Genomic DNA, 21327 nt, shown 5'->3' with positions numbered 1-21327 from the left:
CTGCGGCCGCGGCACGGGGAGCGCGGCCTGCGAGCATGGGCGGATGGACATCCTCATCACGCCCGCCGAGCTGGACCACGCCCTCCGCACCCGTGACGACATCCGCGTGCTCGACGCGCGCTGGTCGCTCGGGGGACCTCCCGGCGCGCCGCTGCACGAGGCGGGGCACATCCCGGGCGCGGTCTACGTCGACCTCGACGCCGAGCTGTCCCGGGCACGGCGTTTCCCGAGGAGGGGCGGCACCCGCTGCCGGACACCGCGGACCTGCAGGCCGCGGCCCGGCGCTGGGGCATCCGCACGGGGGACGTCGTGGTCGCGTACGACGGCGGTGGCGGCCTCGCGGCCGCGCGGGCGTGGTGGGTGCTGCGCGACGCGGGCGTCGCGGACGTGCGGATGCTCGACGGGGCGCTCCCCGCCTGGACCGCTGCCGGCCTGCCGCTCGACACCGGCCCGGCGGCGCCCGCGCCCGGCGACGTGACGCTGTCGAGCGGGCTGCTCGCCGTGGTCGACGAGGCCGGCGCCGCCCGCGTCGCGGCGCAGGGAGTCCTCCTCGACGCCCGCGCCGGGGAGCGGTACCGGGCCGAGGTCGAGCCGTGGGGCAACCGCGTCCCGGGCACATCCCGGGCGCCCGCAGCGCGCCGTCCTCCGACGCGCTGACGGCGACCGGCGCGTTCCGGTCGGCGGAGGAGCTGCGGGCGCGGTACGGGCGGCTCGGTGCGGTGGACGCGGGGCAGGTCGCCGTGTACTGCGGGTCGGGCGTCAGCGCGGCCCTCGAGGTGGCGGCGCTCCGCATCGCGGGGATCGACGCGGCGCTCTACCCCGGATCCTGGTCGGCGTGGTCGAACCGGCCCGAGCTGCCCGCGGCGACCGGCGCGGAGCCGGACGGCGGCCGTTGATCAGGCCGAGCGCCGCACCGCGATCACGGTGCAGTCGTCCGGCTGGCCCGCCGGCGCGAGCTTCACGAGGGCGTCCACGAAGCGCTGGGCGTCGCCGTGCCGCACCATGAGGCCCGTGAGGTAGGTGTACGCGGACTCCTCGTCGTCGAAGAAGTCGAGCAGACCGTCGCTGAAGATCACGAGCGCGTCGCCCGGGTCCAGGCGCACCGTCTCCTCCTGCCAGGCGTCCTCCGCCTCGAGCCCGAGGGGCAGGTGCCGCCCGCGGAGGCGCTGCATGCCGCCGTCCGCGCGGATCACGAGCGAGAGCCCGTGCCCGGCGTCGACGTAGGTGAGGACCCCGGTCGCGAGCGCGAGCCGCGCGTGGAACATCGTCGAGAAGGAGCCGGCCGTCGAGAAGGTCGTCCACGAGGGCCGCGGCGCGCGCGCACCATGGTGCTGCGGACGCCGTGCGTGCGGGAGGCCAGGCGGACTGTCGCGCGGACGCCCGCCGCGAGGATCGCCGCGCCCACGCCCTTGCCCATGACGTCGGCCAGCGTGAGGCGCAGGTCGCCGCCCTCGAGGAACCAGTCGTGCACGTCGCCGCCCACGACCTGGGCGGGGATGCTCGTGCCCGCGACCTCGTAGCCCTCGAGGTGCGGCGCCGCCACCGGCGAGAGGGCGCGCGCGACCTCGACGGCGCGCTGGCTGTCGGTCTCCCGGGCGAGCTCCTCGGAGAAGAAGTCGCCGATGAGGGCGAGGCGGGCGCGGTCGGTCGCGCTGAGGAAGGCCCGCGGCGCGGTGTCGGCGATGAAGAACACGCCGATGACGTTGCCGTCGGGCGCGCGCAGGTGCTGCGCGGCGTAGAAGCGGACCCCGAGCGGGCCGGTGACGCTGGGGGAGTCGGCGAGCCGGGGATCGCGGAGGGCGTCCTCGACGACGAGCATGCCGCCCTCGGCCGCGAGCGCCGCGTCGGTGAAGGTGCCGTGCCGGGCCCAGCGGGCGGAGGGCAGGCCGACGCTGGACTTCATCCAGATGGACTGCGCGCCGATGACGCCGACCGCGGCCATCGGAACGCGGTAGAACTCGGCGATCATGACCGTGATGCGGTCGAACCGCGTCTCGGGAGCGGTGCCGAAGACGTGCAGGGCCTCGAGCGACTCGAGCCGCTGCTGCTCCCGGAGGTCGGTGTCCACGCGGTCCCCCTGTGCCGTCACCCGCGGATCCCCCGATCCGCGCGTCGCGCACCCGGCCCGGCGGCCCGTCGTGCGCGATGCCCTGATCCTACGCGCCTGCGGAAATGCGGGGCGCCGGGTCAGCTCGCGAGCACCTTGCGGATCCGCTGCAGCGACACGGGCTCCGCCGTGGGCAGGTGCTGCGCGAAGAGGCTGAGGCGCAGCTCCTCCAGCATCCACCGGGCGTGCACGAGCGACTCGGGCGCGTGCGGCGCCGACGGGATGACGCCGCCGGCCTCCCGGTACAGGTCGGTGGCCTTCTGCACCTCGGTCATCCAGGCGCGGTCGCGGGGGCGGGCTGGTCGGGGAGGCGCTGCACGCGGTGCGTGAGGCCCTGACAGGTACGCGGGCAGGCGCTGCAGCCGCGCGAGCCCGGTGGCCGACGACGAACCCCGGGTGCACGAGGCCCGCGAGCTGCTCGCGCGCGTCGGTGAGGGCGCCGATGAGCTGCATGCTCGTGGCCTGCTTGATGGCGCGCTCGGCGTCGCGGGATCCCGTGAGGATCCGGTTCACGAGCGCCACCGTGTCGAACATCGAGTCCATGACGACGCCCGAGACGCGATCGCGCGCCGTCTCGAACAGCTCCTTCGAGTAGATCGCGCCGCCGGGCGCGACGCGCTCGAGCACCTGGTCGATGCAGGCGAGCAGGCAATCGTCGAAGAGCGCCTGCACGTTCGCGTACGGGCTCGTCGCGAGCATCAGCTTCTCCTGGCTCGTGAGGTGCTGCTTCACGTAGGCCGAGGGGTTCGCGATGGCGAGGACGAGGAGCCGCCGGACGCCGCCCGGCATCGCTCGGGCCTGGTCCTCCGCGGTGGCCATGAGGCGGATCGCGACGGTGGAGCCCTCGTCGACGAGCGCGGGGTAGGCGCGGATCACGTGCCGGCTGTCTCCCGTGCCGCCCTGCGCGGTGTCGACGAAGCGGGAAGCTCGTCGAGGTCCCAGGTCGTGAGGCCGGTGCGCTCCATCCCGCGCGCGGGGCCCTTCGCGCCCGCCACGCGCTCGACGGGTCGCGCGGTCGCACGGGCCACGCTGTCCCGGGCGCGGCTGGAGAGGCGCGCCTGCAGCTCGGTGAGGTCGCGGCCCGCGGCGACCTCGCGGCCGCGCTCGTCGACCACGCGGAAGGCCATGCGGAGGTGCGCGGGGATCCGGTCGAGGTCGAAGTCGTCGTCGGCGACGCGCACGTGCGCCTTCCGCATGATGAGCGAGGCGATGGTGGTCGTGAAGGCGACCGGGTGCTGCGGGTCGGGCTCCGGCAGCCCCTCGAGGAGCCGGTCGGCCCAGTCGGCGGCGGGCACCACGTTCTTCCGCAGCGCCTTGGGGAGCGCCTTGATCATGGCGGTCACGAGGTCGCGCCGCATGCCCGGGACCTGCCAGTCGAACCCGGCGGGGCTGAGGCGCGCGAGGAGGGCCAGCGGGACCTGCACGGTCACGCCGTCGTCGGGCGCGCCCGGCTCGAAGCGGTAGGTGAGGGACAGGCGCTGGTCGCCCTGCTGCCAGGTGGGCGGGAACGCGGCCTCGTCGACGTCCACCGCGTCCTCGGCGAGGAGCTCCTCGGCGGTCATGGTGAGGAGGTCGGGCGTCTCCTGGCGGGCCTTCCTCCACCAGCCCTCGAAGGCACGCGTGGAGGCGACGTCGCGCGGGATCCGCTTGTCGTAGAACTCGAACACGGCCTCGTCGTCGTTGAGGATGTCGCGGCGGCGCGTGCGCTCCTCCACCTCGGCGAGCTCCTCGCGGAGGCGGCGGTTGGCGCGGTCGAACGCCTGCTGCGACTCCCAGTCGCCCTCGACGAGCGCGTGCCGGATGAAGAGCTCCCGCGCGTACGCCGGGTCGATGCGGGAGAACTGCACCCGGCGCTTCAGCACGATGGGCACGCCGTAGAGCGTCACGCGCTCCCAGGCGACGGTCGCGCCCTGCTTCTTCTCCCAGTGCGGCTCGCTGTGGGTGCGCTTCACCAGCGAGCCCGCGATGGGCTCGGCCCACGCCGGGTCGATGGCGGCGTTCGTGCGCGCGAACAGGCGGCTGGTCTCCACGAGCTCGGCGCTCATGATCGCGTCCGGCTGCTTCTTGGCGAGCGCGGATCCGGGGAACACGACGAACCGCGACTGCCGGGCGCCCACGTAGTCCTTCTTCTGCGCGTCCTTCAGCCCGATGTCGGGAGAGGAGGCCCGCGAGGAGGGACCGGTGGATCCCGTCAGGGTCGGCCTTCGGCTCGTTCATGGCGAGGTCGAGCGGACGGGCCAGCTGCCGGAGCTGCCGGAACACGTCCTTCCACTCGCGGACCCGCACGTAGTTGAGGAACTCGGCCTTGCACATGCGTCGGAACGCGCTCGAGGAGAGCTCGTCCTCCTTGGCCTCCAGGTGGTTCCAGAGGTTGAGGAGGGTGATGAAGTCGCTGGTCGGGTCGATGAACCGCGCGTGCTGCTGGTCGGCCTGCGGGCGCTTCTCCAGCGGCCGCTCGCGGACGTCCTGGATGGTGAGGCCGGCCACGATGATCATGACCTCGCGGCTGACGCCGTGCTTGCGGGACTCGACGACCATGCGCGCGAACCGCGGGTCGATGGGCAGGCGCGACAGGTCGCGGCCCACCTTCGTGAGCGCGGGGGTGCCGTCGGGGGAGCGGACGACCGCGCCCAGCTCCGTGAGGAGGTCGACGCCGTCCTTGATGCCGCGCGAGTCCGGCGGCTGGAGGAACGGGAACGCGGCGATGTCGCCGAGGCCGAGCGACACCATCTGCAGGATGACGGCCGCGAGGTTCGTCCGGAGGATCTCGGGCTCGGTGAACTCGGGACGGCGGAGGAAGTCCTCCTCCGAGTAGAGGCGGATCGCGATGCCGTCGCTCGTGCGGCCGGAGCGGCCCGAGCGCTGGTTCGCCGACGCCTGCGACACGGCCTCGATGGGAAGGCGCTGCACCTTCGACCGCACGCTGTAGCGGGAGATGCGCGCGGTGCCGGCGTCGATCACGTACTTGATGCCGGGCACGGTGAGGCTCGTCTCGGCGACGTTGGTCGCGAGCACGATGCGGCGGCGCACGCCCGCCTGCGTCGAGGGCTGGAACACGGCGGCGCTGGTCGGCTGGAGGAGAGCCGCCCGTAGAGCGGCAGCACCTCGGTGTGCGGCAGGTTCCTGCTGCGGATCGCGTCCTCGGCGCTCGCGGATCTCGTTCTCCCCGCTGAGGAACACGAGCACGTCGCCGGAGGACTCGCCGGCGAGCTCGTCGAGGGCCGCGTTGATGCCCTCCAGGTAGTCCTGCCGGTCGTCGGCCGGGCGCTCCATCGGCGCGTCGGCGAGGTCGTCGTCCTCGCCCGCGACCGCCGCCTCCGCGACCAGCGGGCGGTAGCGGATCTCCACCGGGTACGTCCGCCCCGAGACCTCGACGATCGGCGCGTCGCCGAAGCGCCGCGAGAAGCTCTGCGGGGTCGATGGTCGCCGACGTGATGATGAGCTTGAGGTCGGGCCGGCGCGGGGAGCAGCTGCTTGAGGTAGCCGAGCAGGAAGTCGATGTTGAGGCTGCGCTCGTGCGCCTCGTCGATGATGATCGTGTCGTACTTCCGGAGGAGCCGGTCGCGCTGCAGCTCGTTGAGGAGGATGCCGTCCGTCATGAGCTTGATGCGGGTGTCGGCGGAGACCTTGTCGGTGAAGCGCACCTGGTAGCCGACGAGCTGGCCGACCTCGCCGCCGAGCTCCTCCGCGATGCGCTCCGAGATGGTGCGCGCGGCGAGACGCCGGGGCCGCGTGTGGCCGATGCTCTCGCGGCCGAGCTCGAGGCAGATCTTCGGCAGCTGGGTGGTCTTGCCGGAGCCCGCGGCGCCCGCGACGATGACCACCTGGTTGTCGCGGATCGCCTCGGCGATCTCGTCCCGCATCCGGCTGACGGGGAGCTCCGGCGGGTACGCGACGCCGAATTCCATGCTGGTCCCATCCTATCCGCGGGCCGTCGGGACCCCGGCGGGACGGCCGCGGTGGCTATCGTCGGGGGAAGGCGCCGATCCGCTCGGCGCGCGGGGGGCTGTGCCCGCCGAAGTCGACGACGACCGACGGGATCCGCCATGACCTCCGACGCGCCCCTCCTCCCCGAGCACGACCGCGGTGACGCGGATACCGGCTTCGCCTCCCCGTGTCCGTCGCCGCGATCCTCGCCGAGTCCGCCGAACGGCACGCCGACCGGGTCGCCGTCGTCGTCGGCGACGTGTCGACCACCTACCGCGAGCTGTGGGACGAGACGCGCGCCTACGCCGGGGCGCTCGCCGAGCGCGGCGTGGGGGAGGGCACGCGCGTGGCCATGCTCATCCCGAACGTGGCCGACTTCCCGCGGGTCTACTACGCCGTGCTCGCGCTCGGCGGCGTGGTCGTGCCCGTGCACGCGCTGCTCAAGGCGGAGGAGATCGCCTTCGGCGCCGCGCGACTCCGGATCCGCCCTCCTCGTGTGCGCCGGACCCCTGCTCGAGCAGGGCGGGAAGGGCGCCGGGCTCGCCGGGGTGCCCGTCATCAGCGTGCTCGTGCCGGCGTCGACCGAGGGCGGGCCCGACCGGCTCGAGGAGCTCGCGCAGGCCGCGACGCCCATCCGCACCTACGTGCCGCGCCGTCCGTCCGACACCGCGACGATCCTCTACACCTCGGGCACCACGGGCCAGCCCAAGGGCGCCGAGGGCTGCCACCTGGCGCTCGTCATGCAGGTCGACGTGCTGCTGCTCGAGCACGTTCGACCTCCGCACGGGGGACCGGATCCTCGGCTGCCTGCCGCTGTTCCACACCTTCGGGCAGACCTGCACCATGAACGCGTCGTTCCGCACGGGCGCGACCATCGTGATGGTGCCGCGCTTCGACGGCGACACCGCGCTCGCGCTCATGGTCGAGCACGACACGCAGGTGTTCATGGGCGTCCCGACGATGTACTTCGCGCTCCTCGCCGCCGCCGGCCGCAACCCCGCCCGACCGTCCCTCCCCGGTACGCGATCTCGGGAGGCGCCGCCATCCCCGTCGCCGTCATCGACGCGTTCCGCGAGCAGTTCCAGGCCGAGATCGCACGAGGGCTACGGCCTCACGGAGACCTCGCCCGTCGCGTCGTTCAACCATGTGGGCGTGGCCGCGCGGCCGGGCACGGTCGGGAAGCCGATCTGGGGCGTGCAGGTCGAGATCGCCGACCCCGAGCACGAGGACCGTGTGGAGCTCCTCGAGCGCGGGACCATGGGCGAGATCGTCATCCGCGGCCACAACCTCATGAACGGCTACCTGAACCGCCCGGAGGACACGGCGCGCGCGGTCGTCGACGGGTGGTTCCGCACGGGTGACCTCGGGACCATCGACGACGACGGGTACATCCGCGTCGTCGACCGGACGAAGGACATGATCCTGCGGAACGGCTACAACGTGTACCCGCGCGAGGTCGAGGAGGTCCTCGCGCGCCACCGCCGCCGTCGCGCAGTGCGCCGTGTTCGGGGTGCCCCACGAGGAGCACGGGCAGGAGATCGTCGCCGCGATCGTCGCGCAGGCGGACGCGGCCGTGGACGCCGAGGAGGTCGTCGCGTACATGCGGGAGCGCATCGCGTCGTACAAGTACCCGCGGCGGGTCGAGGTGGTCGAGGCGCTGCCGCTCAGGGCCGAGCGGGAAGATCCTCAAGCGGGCGCTCGTCGAGCGGTTCGGCGCGTGAGCGACGGGCACGGCGCTGCGGGCGCCGGCCCGGGCGCGGCAGGCAGCGGGCGACGCGGGCTCCGCCGTCCTCCGCACGCCCGTCCCGTCGGTGCCGATGGGCGACGGCGTGCCCATCCCGCAGTTCGGCGTCGGCACCTACAAGGTCCCGGCGGACGACGCCGAGCGGGTCGTGTCGGAGGCGCTCGAGGTCGGGTACCGGCACATCGACACGGCCGCGATGTACGGCAACGAGGAGGGCGTCGGGCGGGCGATCCGCGCCTCCGGGATCCCGCGCGACGAGCTGTTCGTGACCACCAAGGTCTGGAACGACGACCACGGGCGGGAGCGCGCGCGCGACGCCATCCGCCGGAGCCTCGACCGGCTGGACCTCGCCGCGGTGGACCTCCACCTCATCCACTGGCCGGCCGCCGAGCGCGGCCTCTACGTGGAGACCTGGGAGGCACTCGCCGCCGCGCGCGACGCGGGGCTGACCCGCTCCATCGGCGTCTCCAACTTCCTCGTGCCGCACCTCGAGGCGCTCGACGCGGCCGGCCTCCCGCGGCCCGCGGTCGACCAGATCGAGCTGCACCCGCGGCACCAGCAGCGCGCGACGACGCGGTACCTCGCGGAGCACGGCATCGCCGTCGAGGCCTGGAGCCCGCTGGCCCGCGGAGCCGTCGCCGACGCGCCCGTCGTGCGCGCCGCCGCCCGCGCCCACGGGCGGACGGACGCGCAGGTCGTGCTCCGCTGGCACGTGCAGCAGGGCACGATCGTGTTCCCCAAGACCACGCGCCGCGAGCGGCTCGTGGAGAACGCCGACGTGTTCGACTTCGCGCTCACCGACGACGAGATGGACGGGATCACCGCCCTCGAGGCGGCCCGCGGACGCGTCGGCAGCCACCCGGACGCGGTGTCGTAGGGGGCGGACGCCCGCGGCCGGTCAGGGGATGCGGCGGTCGTTCCGCAGCTCGCGGGCGATGGCGCCGAGGCCCGTCCGGAGCGCCTGCAGCTCCGCGAGCGTCAGGCGCGCCGAGCACGTCCTCGCCGAGCTCGGGGCGGGCGGCCATGAGCTCGCGGACGACCGCGCGGCCGAGGTCGGTGGCGTGGATCCGGCGCACCCGCTGGTCGACCGGATCCGGCGCGCGGATCACCAGGCCCGACGCGGCCAGGCGGTCGACGAGCTTCGAGGTCGAGGCCATGGACACCCCGAACGACTGGGCGAGGGCGGCGCCGGTCGCGCCCTCCTCGGTCGTCACGATCACGGTGAAGGGACTTCAGCTGCTGGATCGTCAGGTCCGTGGTGAGCAGCGGCGCGAGCACCCGCGGGATGGAGCGCACGGTGATCGCGATGGTCAGGGCCTCGATGCCGGCGAGGGCGTCGGCGCGGGGATCCATGGCCCCACCGTAGGTCCCAGCCGATCCCCAGCGCAGGCGCGCCTCAGCCCCGGGCTAACCTTCTGTCGCAGCAACAGAACCGATCCGCAGTCGTGTCGGCGCCCGCGGTCCGCCGCCGTCGCCCCACCCGGGTCGCCGTCCGCGCCGGCCCACCCGACGAGAGCGAGACGCCATGACCGACACCATCCCCGCCGCCATCTCCGCCACCGACGAGCGGCGCCTCGAGGCCGCGCGCGCCCGGTACCGCCACGAGCGCGACCGCCGGGTCCGCCCCGACGGCGCGACGCAGTACCGGGGCGCCCGGGGCGAGTACGGCTACTACGCGAAGGACCCGTACACGCCGCGCGAGGAGCGGGAGCCCGTGACCGACCGGGTCGAGGCGCTCGTGATCGGCGCCGGCTTCGGCGGCCTGCTCACCGCCTCGCGCCTCCGCGAGGCGGGCGTGGAGTCGCTGCGCCTCATGGACGAGGCGGGCGACGTGGGCGGCACCTGGTACTGGAACCGGTACCCGGGCGTCCGCTGCGACATCGAGGCCTCCGTCTACCTGCCCCTGCTCGAGGAGGTCGGCGGGATGCCCGGCGAGCGGTACGCCCCCGGCGAGGAGATCCGGCAGCACGCCGTCGCGATCGCCCGGCGCTTCGACCTGTACCGCGACGCGCTCCTGCAGACCCGGGCCACCGGCCTCGCGTGGGACGAGGGCGCCGAGGAGTGGATCGTCGACACCGACCGCGGCGACCGCTTCCGGGCCCGGTTCGTGGTCACCTCCTCGGGCACCCTCACCCAGCCGAAGCTGCCCGGGATCCCCGGCATGGAGGAATTCCGCGGCCACACGTTCCACACCAGCCGCTGGGACTACGGCTACACGGGCGGCACCCCCGACGGCGGGCTCACCGGCCTCGCCGACAAGCGCGTGGCGGTCGTCGGCACCGGCGCGACGGGCCTGCAGGTCATCCCGCACGTCGGCGAGGACGCCCGGGAGCTCTATCGTCTTCCAGCGCACGCCCTCCACGGTCGACGTGCGGGACAACCGGCCGACCGATCCCGCGTGGGATTCGGCGTCGCTCCGCCCCGGGTGGCAGCGCGAGCGGATCGACCACTTCCTCGCCGCGCTCGCCGGCGAGCCGTCGGCGGAGGGCCTCGTGCAGGACGGCTGGACGAGGACCGTCGCCCTGCAGCGCCAGATCCTCTCCGGCGCCGTCGACACGAGCGTGCCGCCCGAGGAGCGGGAGCTGCGCGACGAGCTGCCGACGACCTCGACACCATGGACCGCATCCGGGCCCGGATCGACGAGGTCGTCGAGGACGAGGCGACCACCGAGGCGCTGAAGCCCTGGGCACCGCTGACACGTGCAAGCGCCCAGGGCTTCAGCGACACGTACCTGCCCACCTTCAACCGGCCGAACGTGCGGCTCGTGGACACGGCGGACACGGGCGGCATCACGCGCATGACCGAGACCGCGGTCGTGGTCGGCGACACGGCCTACGAGGTGGACTGCGTCGTCTTCGCGACGGGCTTCGAGGTGGGGATCTCGGGCGATCCCGTCCGGCACGCTGCCCGTTCGTCGGGCGGGGCGGTCCGCACGCTCCTCGGTGGCCTGGGCCCAGGGGCCGCGCACGCTGCACGGCCTCTTGTCGCACGGCTTCCCGAACCTGTTCCACCTGAGCGGCATCCAGAACGCCAACTCGGTCAACTTCGTGCACGTCCTGCTGGAGCAGGCGGAGCACATCGCCGCGATGATCGCCCGGGGCCGCGACGTCGGCGCGCGCCGCATCGAGCCCACCGCGGAGGCGGAGGACGCGTGGGTGCGCACCATCCGGGAGACGGCAGCCGACCCCCGCGCGTTCCAGGAGGCGTGCACGCCCGGGTACTACAACGGCGAGGGCACGCGCTCCATCGGGGGCGCCTCCTACAGCCCGGGACCCGTCGCGTTCCACCGGCTGCTCCGCGCCTGGCGTGAGGAGGGCATGGCCGACGTGCTCGTCGGCGCGCAGGAGGGCGCGGGCGCCGCGGCGTCGCGCTAGGCGCGGGAACGCGACACCTCCGCCCGGTACGGTGTGGCCCATGTCCCAGCACCGCATCCGCACGCGCCTCAAGTCCGTGGTCTCCCGAGGCGTCGCGCCCCTCGGGGGCCTCGCGGGCGGCGGCACCTCGCGGGCGCGGGCCGAGCGGGATCCCGAGCACCGCGAGCCCGACGACGGCCCGCGCCGCCCGAGCCTCGTCGACAACGGCGTCTACGTCGACGGGTGCCGCGTGGCGAGCCCCGCGACGCTCGCCGACACCTTCCGCGAGCTCGACGAGCGCCCCGAGGCGATGGCGTGGATCGGCCTCTACCGTCCGACCGTCGAGGAGCTGCAGGCGCTCGCCGAGGAGTTCGACCTGCACGAGCTGGCCGTCGAGGACGCGGTGCAGGCGCACCAGCGCCCGAAGACCGAGCGCTACAGCTCCACCCTCTTCACCGGCGTGCGCCGCGCGCCGCCCGCTACGTGGACGACCGCGAGGAGGTGGAGTTCGGCGAGCTGCACGTGTTCCTCGGCCGGAACTTCGTCATCACGGTCCGGGCGCCGCCGAGTCGCCCGACCTCTCCGCCGTGCGCACGCGCATGCAGGAGCGGCCGGAGCTCCTGGCGCACCGGCCCGAGTCGGTGCTCTACGCGATCCTCGACGCCGTCGTCGACGGGTACGCGCCCGTGGTCACGGGCCTCGCCAACGACATCGACGAGATCGAGGACCAGGTCTTCGACGGGGACCCGGCCGTGTCCCGCCGCATCTACGAGCTGTCGCGCGAGGTCATCGACTTCCAGCGGGCCGTGCGCCCCCTCACGGGCATGCTGCAGCAGCTGCAGGCGGGATCCGGGAAGTACCGCGTGAGCGAGGACCTGCAGCAGGCGCTCCGGGACGTGGCCGACCACGTCATCGTCGTCAACGAGCGCGTCGAGGAGTTCCGGGTGCTGCTGCGCGACATCCTCACCGTGAACAGCACGCTCGTCGGGCAGCGCCAGAACGAGGAGATGCGGGAGCTGTCCGAGTCGAGCAACCGGCAGAGCGTCGAGACCCGCAAGATCTCCGGCTGGGCGGCCATCCTCTTCGCGCCCACGCTCGTCTCGAGCGTGTACGGCATGAACTTCGACCTGATGCCGGAGCTGCACTGGGACTGGGGCTACCCGGTCTCGCTCCTGCTCATGCTGGGCGTGAGCGGCGTCCTGTTCACCATCTTCCGCAAGCGCGACTGGATCTGACCGGCCGTCGCCCGGAGGCCCGCGCGTAGCGTGGACGCATGACCAACCGCCTCGCCGACGCCGTCAGCCCCTACCTCCTGAGCCACGCCGACAACCCGGTCGACTGGCGCCCCTGGGGCCCGGAGGCGTTCGCGGAGGCCGCCCGGCGCGACGTGCCCGTGCTCGTCTCCGTCGGCTACTCCACGCGCCACTGGTGCCACGTCATGGCGCGCGAGACGTTCTCCGACCCGGTGCTCGCGGAGCGGCTGAACGCGGGCTTCGTCGCGGTCAAGGTGGACCGCGAGGAGCACCCGGAGGTCGACGCCGCGCTCATCACCGCGGCGGGGGCCTTCACCGACCAGCTGGGCTGGCCGCTCAACGTGTTCACGACGCCCGAGGGGCGCACCTTCCACGCGGGAACGTACTCGCCGCCCGAGCCGCGGGCCGGCCACCCGTCGTTCCGGCAGGTGCTGGACGCGGTCGCCGACGCGTGGACGACGCGGCGCGACCAGGTGGAGCACGGTGCGGGGCAGCTGAGCGCGGCGATCCGCGAGGCCTCGGCGCGCGGATCCGCCGCCTCGCCCCTCCCGGACGCCGCCGCCCTCGACCGCGTGGCCGCCGAGCTCGCGGGCTTCGAGGACACGGAGCACGGCGGGTTCGGATCCGCGCCCAAGTTCCCGGTCGCCCCCGTGGTGCTGCTCCTCGACACGCTCGCGACCTCCGGCGCGCTCGCCGGACCGCGCCGAGGCGACGGCCGCGCTCGTCCGCCGCACCCTCGACGCGATGGCCCGCTCCGACCTGCGCGACCCGGTCGAGGGCGGCTTCTTCCGCTACTCGACGCGCCGTGACTGGTCGGAGCCGCACTACGAGCGGATGCTCTACGACAACGCGCTCCTCCTCGACGCGTACGCACGCGCCGGCGACGAGGAGGTCGCGGCGGGGATCGTCGCGTTCCTCACCGGGACGCTCCGGCGGGCGTCGGGCGGCTTCGCGTCGGCGCAGGACTCGGAGAGCACGGTCGCCGGCCGCCGCGTCGAGGGCGGCTACTACGCGCTCGACGCCGCGGGCCGCGCCGCCGAGGAGCCGCCCGCGGTCGACGGCAAGGTGCTCACCGGCTGGAACGGGCTCGCGATCGGCGCGCTCGCCCGGTCGGGCCGCGCGTTCGGCCGCCCCGCGTGGATCCGGGCCGCCCGGGCCGCCGCCGACATGCTGCTCGACCAGCACGTGCGGGAGGACGGGTCGCTCGTCCGGGCGTCCATCGACGGGCGGGTGTCGCCCGCGGTCGCGACCCTCGAGGACCACGGCATGCTCGCGGACGGGCTGCTCGCGCTGGCCCTCGCGACGGGGGACGCGGGCTACGCCGTGCGGGCGCGGGACCTCGTGGACGCGCTGATCGCGGCGGCGGCGGCGGAGGGCGCGGACGCGGGATCGGACGCGGGCGGCGGCGGGAGCGCCGGGTTCCGGGTGCCGACGGGCGCGGATCCGGTGCTCGCCGGATTCGGCCTCGACCTCGCGTCGGATCCGTCCGAGGGCGCGTACCCCTCCGGGCTCACCGCGGCCGCCTCGGCCGCGCGCGTGCTGGGGCAGCTGACCGCGGATCCCCGCTACGACGACGCGGCGCGCGACGCGCTCGCGACCGTCGCGGCGGCCGGTGCGACGCGGCCGATCGCGTTCGGCGGCGCGCTCGAGCAGGCGGTCGCCGTCGACCGGGCCGCCCGCCAGCTCGTCGTGGTGCTGCCCGACGCGTCCGATGCCCCCGACGCGGCCGGTGCCGCCGACGACGCCGGTGCCGACGACGACGCGCTCGCCGCGATCGCGCGCGGCCGCATCCGCCCGCCGGACGTGGCGCTGGTCGTGACGGAGTCCGTGGCGCGTGCGTGGGCGGAGGCGGGCTTCGAACTGCTCGCCGACCGGACGGCCGCCGCCGGCCCCACCGCGTACCTCTGCGCCGCGTTCGTCTGCCGCCTCCCCGTCACCGACGCGGATGCGCTCCGCGCCCAGCTCGCGGGGGCGCTCCCCGGCTGACGCCGCGATGCCGGGACGCGCACCGAACGGCGGGCTGCGCGTCGCGGCCTAGGGTCGGAGGGTGGCCGAGCACCCGGAGTACGCGATCTTCCTCAACGGCTCGTACGGCGTGGGCAAGACGACCGTGCTCGACCACGTCGGGAACCTCCTCGCCGCCCGCGGGCGCCCCTTCAGCCTCATGGACGTCGACTGGTTCCACCGGTCGTGGCCGGTCGCCGACGATGACCCGGGCAACACCCTCGTCGAGGCGCGGGCCATCGCCGCCGTCTGGGCGGCCTACCGCTCCGTCGGCCCGCGGCAGCTGGTCCTCAGCGGCGTCATCGCGAGCGCATCCGACGCGGCCCGCTATGCGCGCGCCGTCGGGATGCCGGTCCGGTCGGTCCGCCTCGTGGCCCGGCCACGGGCCCTCGAGGCGCGGCTGCGTCGACGCTACGACCCCGACCGGGCGGAGGACCTGGCATGGCACCTGGAGCGGCACGCGGAGCTCGCGGACCGGCAGGCGCGGGTGGATCTCGACGAGGCGGTCATCGACGCGGACGACAGCACCCCGGCGGAGGTCGCCCGGCGCGTGCTGCGGCACTTCGGCCTGGACGACGCCTCCCCGGCACCTCGCCGGGCAGCCGACGTGGCTCGGCTCGTACGCGGACCGGGCCGCGGAGTACGCGGAGCTGCTCGGATCCATGGCCGCCGTGCACCCGTCCGACGCCGAGCTCGTGACGACATGGGCGGCGGGCGTCACGGGTCCCGTGCTCGACGCGGGCTGCGGTCCCGGGCACTGGACCGACCACCTCGCGCGTCAGGGGATCGACGTCCGCGGGATCGACCAGGTGGCCGCCTTCGTCGACCACGCGCGCGCCGCCTACCCCGCGGTGCCCTTCGTGACCGGCAGCATCGACGCCCTGCCCGACGCGGCGGACGCGTACGGGGGAGTCCTGTCCTGGTACTCCCTCATCCACCACGAGCCGTCGACCATCCGACGCGCCCTCGACGAGTTCGCCCGCGTGCTCCGCCCGGACGGACGGCTCCTCGTGGGCTTCTTCCCCGGTGCCCGTCTCGAGGCGTTCGACCACGCGGTGGTCACCGCCTACCGGTGGCCGACGGATCTGCTCGCGCACGAGCTGGTCGCGGCGGGCTTCGAGGTCGTCGAGACGCACACCCGCACCGGCTCCGGCGCGGGATCCCGTCCGCACGCGGCGATCTCGGCTCGACGCGTCCGCGGCCGCTAGGGCGCGGGCTCCGCCGCCCCGTCCGGCAGGCCGTCCGCTCGCGGGGCTCCGCCGGACCTCGAGGCCGCTCGGCTCAGTGCTGCGGGATCGCCCGGTCCGGCTCGTCCTCCGGTCGGCCCGCGTACCACTCGTGGAACTCGGAGCAGCGCCCGTCGGCGTCGAAGCGGAGGAACCAGATGTTGTCGTACGCTGTGACGACCTCGTCGCCCTCGTCCGCGAGGAAGACGGTGCGCCCGTGCGTGACGGCCGTGTCGCCGTCGAGGACCACCGGGTGGTACCGCGCGTCGAACCGCTCCCCGACGAACGCGTCGCGCTCGGCCATCCACTCCGCGACGATCGCGTCGCGGCCCGTCGCGCGGATCCCGAACGGGTAGTGCCACACGGCGCCCTCGGACCACAGCGCGGCGATGTCGTCCGGCTCGTACGACTGCCACGCGGCCACGTACGCGTCGAGCCACCGCTGCACCTCCGGCCGGCCGATGCCGCGCACGGACCTCGTCGTCGGATGGTGCCAGGCGGGCTGGTCGAGGAGGGAGGTCATCGTGCGAGCCTAGGCGCGGGCGCACCCGGACCCTGGCCCCGACCCGGCGCCGTCACCACCAGAACGGCGGCTGCGTCACGTAGGGGCTCTCGAGACGGGCGACCTCGTCGTCGGTCAGCTCCAGGTCGAGCGCGGCGACGGCGTCGGTGAGGTGGTGGGGCTTGGTGGCCCCGATCACCGGGGCGGCGACTGCGGGGTTCCGCAGCACCCAGGCGAGGGCGACGCGGGCCATGGGCACGTCGCGCTCGGCGGCGATCCGCTCGACCGCGTCGATCACGGGCCCGTCGGCGTCCGTGTCGAAGGCCGCGGCGACCTCGTCGGTCTCGGATCGCGCGGTGGTCGCGCCGCGCGGTCGGGTCAGCCGGCCCTTGCCGTTGGGGGAGTAGGGGGTGAGGCCGACCCCGGTGTCGACGCAGAGGGGGATCATCTCGCGCTCCTCCTCGCGCTTGATGAGGTTGTACTGGTCCTGCATGGCGGCGAAGCCCGTCCAGCCGTGGACGGCCGCGGCGCGCTGGAGCTTCGCGAACTGCCACGCGTGCATGGACGAGGCGCCGAGGTAGCGGACCTTGCCCGCGCGGACCACGTCGTCGAGCGCCTGCATCGTCTCCTCGACCGGGGTGTCCGGGTCGAAGCGGTGCAGGTAGTGCACGTCGATGTGGTCGGTGCCGAGCCGGCGGAGGGACGCGTCGACCTGCTCGAGGATCGCGGCCCGGGACAGGCCGGATCCGCCGGGCCCGTCGTGCATCCTCCCCGAGACCTTGGTGGCGAGGACGATGTCCTCGCGCCGGGTGAAGCGGCGGATGGCGCGGCCGACGTACTCCTCGCTCGTGCCCTGCTGGTAGACGTTCGCGGTGTCCCAGAACGTGATGCCGAGCTCGACCGCCTGGCGGAAGAAGGGCGCCGACGCCTCCTCGTCCATGGTCCAGGTGTGCATGCCGCGTGCGGGGTCGCCGTAGGTCATGCAGCCGAGGGCGAGGCGGCTCACCTTCAGGCCGGTGCTGCCGAGACGGGTGTGCTCCATGGTGGTGATCCTCCTCGATCGGCCACCAGGCTACGGCGTGCGGGGCGTCCCGGGCGTGCCGTGCGCGCCGTCGGCTGCGCTCGCCGGCGAGGCCCGTCCGCCCGTCGACGTCCACGTCGCCGCTCGCGCTCGCGGCCGGACACCGGTGGTGCGCACCCACTACTGGCATGGCGGCGCGGAAGACAAGTAGCGGCCCCGGTTCACGGCCGACGGGGTGCGCGCTACCTTCGATCTGTGCGCCGCTCCTTCGGGTGGAGCGCGACACATGTCGGCTCGAGCTGCGGGTAACAGCTCGCCGGCGGCCCGGCCCCGTCACCGGGGCCGGGCGCACTTCCGCCCGGGCTCCGGGCTCCGGGCTCCGGGCTCCCGTGCTCCCCCCTCTCGCCCGGCCCATGCCGAGCGGCGCGCGCGGCGTCCGGCGCGCACGCCGTCCGGCGCGTCCCGCTCAGGCGCGCAGTCGGCCGTCCACGCGCCGGGGGCCCGACCAGCCGTCCCGGAGCGGGGCCGGCAGGATCGCCTCCGGGGCGTCCTGGTACGCGATCGGCCGCTGGAACCGCCGCATCGCCGTCACGCCCACCGACGTGTGCTGGGACGTCGTCGCGGGCCACGGCCCGCCGTGGCGCTGGGCCCACGCGACGGCGACGCCCGTGGGCCAGCCCGCGAAGAGCAGGCGACCCGCGCGTGCGGCGAGGAGGTCGACGAGCGCGTCGACCTCGTCCTCCGGCTCGGCGTGCAGGGTCGCCGTGAGGGACCCCGGGAGGGCGGCGACGGCGAGGTCCCGCTCCTCGGCGCTGCGGTACCGCACCAGCAGGGTCGCGGGGCCGAACACCTCCGCGGTGAGCTCGTCGGCCGACGCGGCGAAGTCGAGGGCGTCGACCGCGAGCAGCGCGGCGGCGCCGGCGACCGTCGGCGCGATCAGCTCCTCGACCCCCGGGATCCCGGCCAGCCGTCGGGCGCCCGTCACGAAGCCCTCCGCGATGGATCCGGTCAGCATGGCCGCCGTGCCGCCCGGCACCTGCCCGGGCAGCTCCCGCTCGAGCGCCGAGCCCGCGGGGACGAGCACGAGCCCGGGCTTGGTGCAGAACTGACCCGCCCCGAGCGTGTACGACGCGGCGAGGCCCGCGGCGAGCTGGCCCCGCGGGCGGCATCGGCCCGAAGTGTGACGACGACCGGGTTGAGGCTGCCGAGCTCGCCGAAGAACGGGATCGGCTCCTCGCGCGCGGCGGCGCGGTCGGCGAGCGCGCGTCCGCCGCCGAGCGAGCCCGTGAAGGCGGCCGCGCGGACGGGGGCCGCGTCGACGAGCGCGAGCCCGGCGTCGAAGCCCTCGACGAGCGCGAACGCGCCGTCGGGAGCCCCGGCCCGCCGGAGCGCGCCGGCGACGATCGCGGCGGTCGCCCGGGAGGTCTCGCGTGCCCGGGGTGCGCCTTCACGACGACGGGGCACCCGACGGCGAGCGCCGATGCCGTGTCGCCGCCGGCGACGGAGAACGCGAAGGGGAAGTTCGAGGCCGCGTACACGGCGACGGGGCCGAGCGGGATCAGCATGCGCCGGAGGTCCGGACGCGGGGGAGCGCTCGACGGGTCGGCGTGGTCGACGACCACCTCCAGGTGGCTGCCCTCCTCGATCGCGTCGGCGAACAGCCGCAGCTGGCCGGTGGTGCGGGCGACCTCGCCCGTGAGGCGCGCGGCACGGCGAGCCCGGTCTCGCGGGCGGCGAGCGGCACCGAGCGCGTCGCGCGCGGCGTCGAGGTCGTCGGCGATCGCGCGGAGCCACCCGGCGCGCTCCGCCTCGGTGGCCCGGGCGGCGGCGGGCGCGGCCGCGGCGGCGCGCGCCACGGCGTCCCGGACGGCCTCCGCCGTGGTGTCCGCGCCGCTCACGAGACCACCTCGTCGCCGTGCGCGAGGATCCGCTCGAGCTCCGCGAGCTGGTGCGGGCTCGGATCCACGAGCGGCGCCCGGACGGACCCCACCGGCATCCCCCGGAGCCGCAGGCCCGCCTTGATGAGCGACACGGCGAAGCCGGGCGTCTGGTCGCGCAGGCGCACGAGCGGCGTGTAGAACCCGTCGAGGAGCCGGCGCTGCGCCTCCCGGTCGTCGGCCTCGTACGCGGCGAAGAACGCCCGCGCGATCCGCGGCGCCATCGCGAAGACGGCGGACGAGTACAGCGGCACGCCGATGGCGCGGTAGGCCGCCTGGCTCGCCTCGGCGGTCAGGAGCCCGTTGAAGAACTGCACGTCGTCCCGTCCGGCCCGGCGCGCGGCCAGTACGAAGCGCTGCATGAGGGCGATGTCGCCGGCCCCGTCCTTGATGCCGGCGAGGGTGGGCAGGGCGAGGAGCCGCTCCACCGTCGACTCGCTGAACTGGGCGGTGCCCCGGTGGTACGCGATGAGCGGCAGCGGCGAGGCGGCGGCGATCGCCTCCACGTACGCGGCGACGCCGGCCTGGGGGCCCTGCACGAGGTAGGGCGGCATCACGAGGATCCCGTCCGCGCCCAGCTCGGCGGCGATCCGGGCGCACCGGCGGGCGTGCCCGAGCGGCCCGCCGACGCCCGCGACGACGACGTGGCGCCCGGCGGCCGCCGCGACCCCGACGCGCACGGCCTGCGCGTACTCCTCGATGTCGAGCGCGTGGAACTCGCCCGTGCCGCACGCGACGAAGGCGGCGCCGGCGCCCTGGCCGAGCCCGTCGGCCACGTGCGCGGCGAGCAGGTCCTCGTCGACGCGGTCGTGGGCGTCGAACGGGGTCACGGGGAAGAAGAGCACGCCCTCGAGCGGGGCGAGCCCGCCGGACGCAGCGGTGGCGGGGGTGGCGGGGGTGTCGGTGATCGTCATCAGAACCTCGGGAGCGTGGGGTCGTAGGCGGGATGGATGCTGCGCATGTAGCCGGTGTCGTCGCGCACGGTGCGGCCGGACTCCCGGTACACGCGGTGCTGGCGGGCGAGCGCCTCGCGGTCGAGCTCGACGCCGAGGCCGGGGCCGGTCGGCACGGCGACGGCGCCGTCCACGATCTCGAGGACGCCGGGGACGATGACGTCGTCGCCGCGGTTCCACGGGTAGTGGGTGTCGCAGGCGTAGCCGAGCTCGGGGCTCGCCGCGGCGACGTGCGTCATGGCGGCGAGGGAGATGCCGAGGTGCGAGTTCGAGTGCATGGACAGGCCCACGCCCCAGGTGGCGCAGATCGCCGCCAGCTCGCGGGTGTGCGCGAGCCCGCCCCAGTAGTGGTGGTCGGAGAGCACGATCTGCACGGCGTCCTTCGCGAAGCCCTCCGCGATCTGCTCGAAGGTCACGACGCACATGTTCGTGGCGAGCGGCTGGGACACCTCGGCGGCCACGGCGGCCATCCCGTCGATGCCGAGCACCGGGTCCTCGAGGTACTCGAGCACCCCGTCGAGCTCGCGGGCCACGCGGAGCGCCGTCTCGTGCGTCCACGCGCCGTTCGGGTCGATGCGCAGCGGGTGGTCGGGGAACGCCTCCGCGAGGGCGCGGATCGCCGCGATCTCCTCGTCGGGCGGGAGCACGCCCGCCTTCAGCTTGATGGAGCCGAAGCCGTACCGGCCGATGAGGAGGCGGGCCTGCGCGACGATGCCCGCAGGATCGAGCGCCGCGCCGAAGTCGTCGGGCTCCTGACCGGGGTGCGCCGCCCACTTGTAGAAGAGGTACGCGCTGTACGGGACGGCGTCGCGGACCCGGCCGCCCAGCAGCTCGCTGACCGGCAGGCCCGTGATGCGGCCCTGGGCGTCGTGCGCGGCCACGTCGATCATGGAGTGCACGACACGGCGGGCACGGAGGTCGAGCGGACCGTCGTCGCCCCCGAGGGCCGCGCCGACCGCCGCCTCGATGCCGTGGAGGTCGAACACGCTGAGCCCGACGACGGCGTCCCGGACGGACGCGACGGCCTCAGCCGCGGCGGCACCGCCCTGGCCCTCGCCGAGGCCGATGACGCCGCCGTCGACGACGAGCTCGACGATGGTGCGCAGCGCCAGGGGCTCGTGCACGCCGTCGGCGTTCAGCAGGGGAGGGTCGCGGAACGCGATGGGCGTGACGACGAGGTCGCGGATGATCATCGAGCCCCTCCCATCCGCATATGCGGATGCCCTCCATCAGCGTGAACGTGCCTGCTAACGTAGGCGGCATCGGGCACGTCGTCAACGCGGACGGGCCGGGAAGGGGA

The 21327-nt window shown here is 74.7% G+C and carries 14 protein-coding genes and 8 pseudogenes; 11 read left to right on the top strand and 11 right to left on the bottom strand.

The features are described 5' to 3' along the window. Positions 1–43: 43 nt before the first annotated feature. A pseudogene (locus ACZ411_RS10185) lies at positions 44–896 on the top strand (sulfurtransferase). Here the strand turns inward: ACZ411_RS10185 and ACZ411_RS10180 are convergent. The 5 genes and pseudogenes from ACZ411_RS10180 to ACZ411_RS10160 form a co-directional block, all read right to left on the bottom strand. Beyond that, the gene (locus tag ACZ411_RS10180) at positions 897–1265 is read right to left on the bottom strand and encodes a PP2C family protein-serine/threonine phosphatase (protein ID WP_464170373.1); all 369 of its coding nucleotides are present in this window, start codon (positions 1263–1265) and stop codon (positions 897–899) included. After that, entirely contained in the window at positions 1190–2983 is a 1794-nt protein-coding gene (locus ACZ411_RS10175; RefSeq protein ID WP_464170543.1) for a PP2C family protein-serine/threonine phosphatase, read from the bottom strand. Before ACZ411_RS10175 ends, ACZ411_RS10180 begins: the two co-directional genes overlap by 76 nt. After that, complete coding sequence (locus tag ACZ411_RS10170) at positions 2980–4224, bottom strand: DUF3418 domain-containing protein (protein ID WP_464170541.1); 1245 nt, start codon at positions 4222–4224, stop codon at positions 2980–2982. The genes ACZ411_RS10175 and ACZ411_RS10170 overlap by 4 nt, the downstream gene beginning before the upstream one ends. Positions 4225–4543: 319 nt before the next feature. Continuing rightward, positions 4544–5380 (bottom strand): annotated as a pseudogene (locus ACZ411_RS10165) (helicase-related protein); the annotation flags it as partial. A 293-nt stretch (positions 5381–5673) separates the two neighbouring features. Then, positions 5674–5970, bottom strand: a pseudogene (locus ACZ411_RS10160) (hypothetical protein); the annotation flags it as partial. Between the two features lie 251 nt (positions 5971–6221). On the opposite strand from ACZ411_RS10160, the pseudogene ACZ411_RS10155 reads away from it, so the two are divergent. The 4 genes and pseudogenes from ACZ411_RS10155 to ACZ411_RS10140 all read left to right on the top strand — a co-directional run. Then, positions 6222–6440 (top strand): annotated as a pseudogene (locus ACZ411_RS10155) (AMP-binding protein); the annotation flags it as partial. Between the two features lie 88 nt (positions 6441–6528). Continuing rightward, positions 6529–7279: pseudogene (locus ACZ411_RS10150) on the top strand (AMP-binding protein); the annotation flags it as partial. 256 nt (positions 7280–7535) lie between these two features. Then, positions 7536–7643: pseudogene (locus ACZ411_RS10145) on the top strand (hypothetical protein); the annotation flags it as partial. Positions 7644–7851: 208 nt separating this feature from the next. Then, complete coding sequence (locus ACZ411_RS10140) at positions 7852–8655, top strand: aldo/keto reductase (RefSeq protein WP_464170371.1); 804 nt, start codon at positions 7852–7854, stop codon at positions 8653–8655. Here ACZ411_RS10140 and ACZ411_RS10135 read toward each other — a convergent pair. Further along, positions 8597–8935 (bottom strand): hypothetical protein, encoded by a 339-nt coding sequence (locus ACZ411_RS10135; protein ID WP_464170539.1) that lies wholly within the window; start codon positions 8933–8935, stop codon positions 8597–8599. The genes ACZ411_RS10140 and ACZ411_RS10135 overlap by 59 nt on opposite strands. 368 nt (positions 8936–9303) lie before the next feature. On the opposite strand from ACZ411_RS10135, the gene ACZ411_RS10130 reads away from it, so the two are divergent. From ACZ411_RS10130 to ACZ411_RS10110, 5 genes and pseudogenes are all read left to right on the top strand, one after another. Beyond that, positions 9304–11088, top strand: coding sequence for a flavin-containing monooxygenase (locus tag ACZ411_RS10130; RefSeq protein ID WP_464170369.1), 1785 nt, complete (start codon positions 9304–9306; stop codon positions 11086–11088). 104 nt (positions 11089–11192) lie between these two features. Continuing rightward, a pseudogene (locus ACZ411_RS10125) lies at positions 11193–12366 on the top strand (magnesium and cobalt transport protein CorA). A 38-nt stretch (positions 12367–12404) separates the two neighbouring features. Further along, the gene (locus ACZ411_RS10120; RefSeq protein ID WP_464170367.1) at positions 12405–13193 is read left to right on the top strand and encodes a thioredoxin domain-containing protein; all 789 of its coding nucleotides are present in this window, start codon (positions 12405–12407) and stop codon (positions 13191–13193) included. After that, entirely contained in the window at positions 13129–14370 is a 1242-nt protein-coding gene (locus tag ACZ411_RS10115; RefSeq protein WP_464170365.1) for a YyaL domain-containing protein, read from the top strand. Before ACZ411_RS10120 ends, ACZ411_RS10115 begins: the two co-directional genes overlap by 65 nt. Before the next feature lie 680 nt (positions 14371–15050). Further along, complete coding sequence (locus tag ACZ411_RS10110) at positions 15051–15596, top strand: class I SAM-dependent methyltransferase (protein ID WP_464170363.1); 546 nt, start codon at positions 15051–15053, stop codon at positions 15594–15596. A 73-nt stretch (positions 15597–15669) separates the two neighbouring features. Here ACZ411_RS10110 and ACZ411_RS10105 read toward each other — a convergent pair whose 3' ends face one another. Both ACZ411_RS10105 and ACZ411_RS10100 read right to left on the bottom strand, forming a co-directional pair. Further along, the gene (locus ACZ411_RS10105; protein WP_464170361.1) at positions 15670–16137 is read right to left on the bottom strand and encodes a YybH family protein; all 468 of its coding nucleotides are present in this window, start codon (positions 16135–16137) and stop codon (positions 15670–15672) included. Between the two features lie 52 nt (positions 16138–16189). After that, complete coding sequence (locus ACZ411_RS10100) at positions 16190–17158, bottom strand: aldo/keto reductase (RefSeq protein ID WP_104344178.1); 969 nt, start codon at positions 17156–17158, stop codon at positions 16190–16192. Here ACZ411_RS10100 and ACZ411_RS10095 point away from each other — a divergent pair. Beyond that, entirely contained in the window at positions 17157–17348 is a 192-nt protein-coding gene (locus ACZ411_RS10095) for a hypothetical protein (RefSeq protein WP_146081618.1), read from the top strand. The genes ACZ411_RS10100 and ACZ411_RS10095 overlap by 2 nt on opposite strands. Before the next feature lie 255 nt (positions 17349–17603). On the opposite strand, the pseudogene ACZ411_RS10090 reads toward ACZ411_RS10095, so the two are convergent. From ACZ411_RS10090 to ACZ411_RS10080, 3 genes and pseudogenes are all read right to left on the bottom strand, one after another. Continuing rightward, a pseudogene (locus ACZ411_RS10090) lies at positions 17604–19035 on the bottom strand (aldehyde dehydrogenase family protein). Further along, positions 19032–19988, bottom strand: a complete 957-nt coding sequence (locus ACZ411_RS10085) for a 5-dehydro-4-deoxyglucarate dehydratase (RefSeq protein WP_464170357.1) — start codon at positions 19986–19988, stop codon at positions 19032–19034. The pseudogene ACZ411_RS10090 and the gene ACZ411_RS10085 overlap by 4 nt, the downstream one beginning before the upstream one ends. Then, positions 19988–21220, bottom strand: a complete 1233-nt coding sequence (locus ACZ411_RS10080) for an enolase C-terminal domain-like protein (RefSeq protein WP_464170355.1) — start codon at positions 21218–21220, stop codon at positions 19988–19990. The genes ACZ411_RS10085 and ACZ411_RS10080 overlap by 1 nt, the downstream gene beginning before the upstream one ends. Positions 21221–21327 lie beyond the last annotated feature (107 nt).

It is taken from the genome of Clavibacter sp. AC415 (assembly GCF_979252985.1).
Note: the sequence above shows the minus strand (reverse complement) of the source record. Positions and strands in the feature narration are given on the sequence as shown.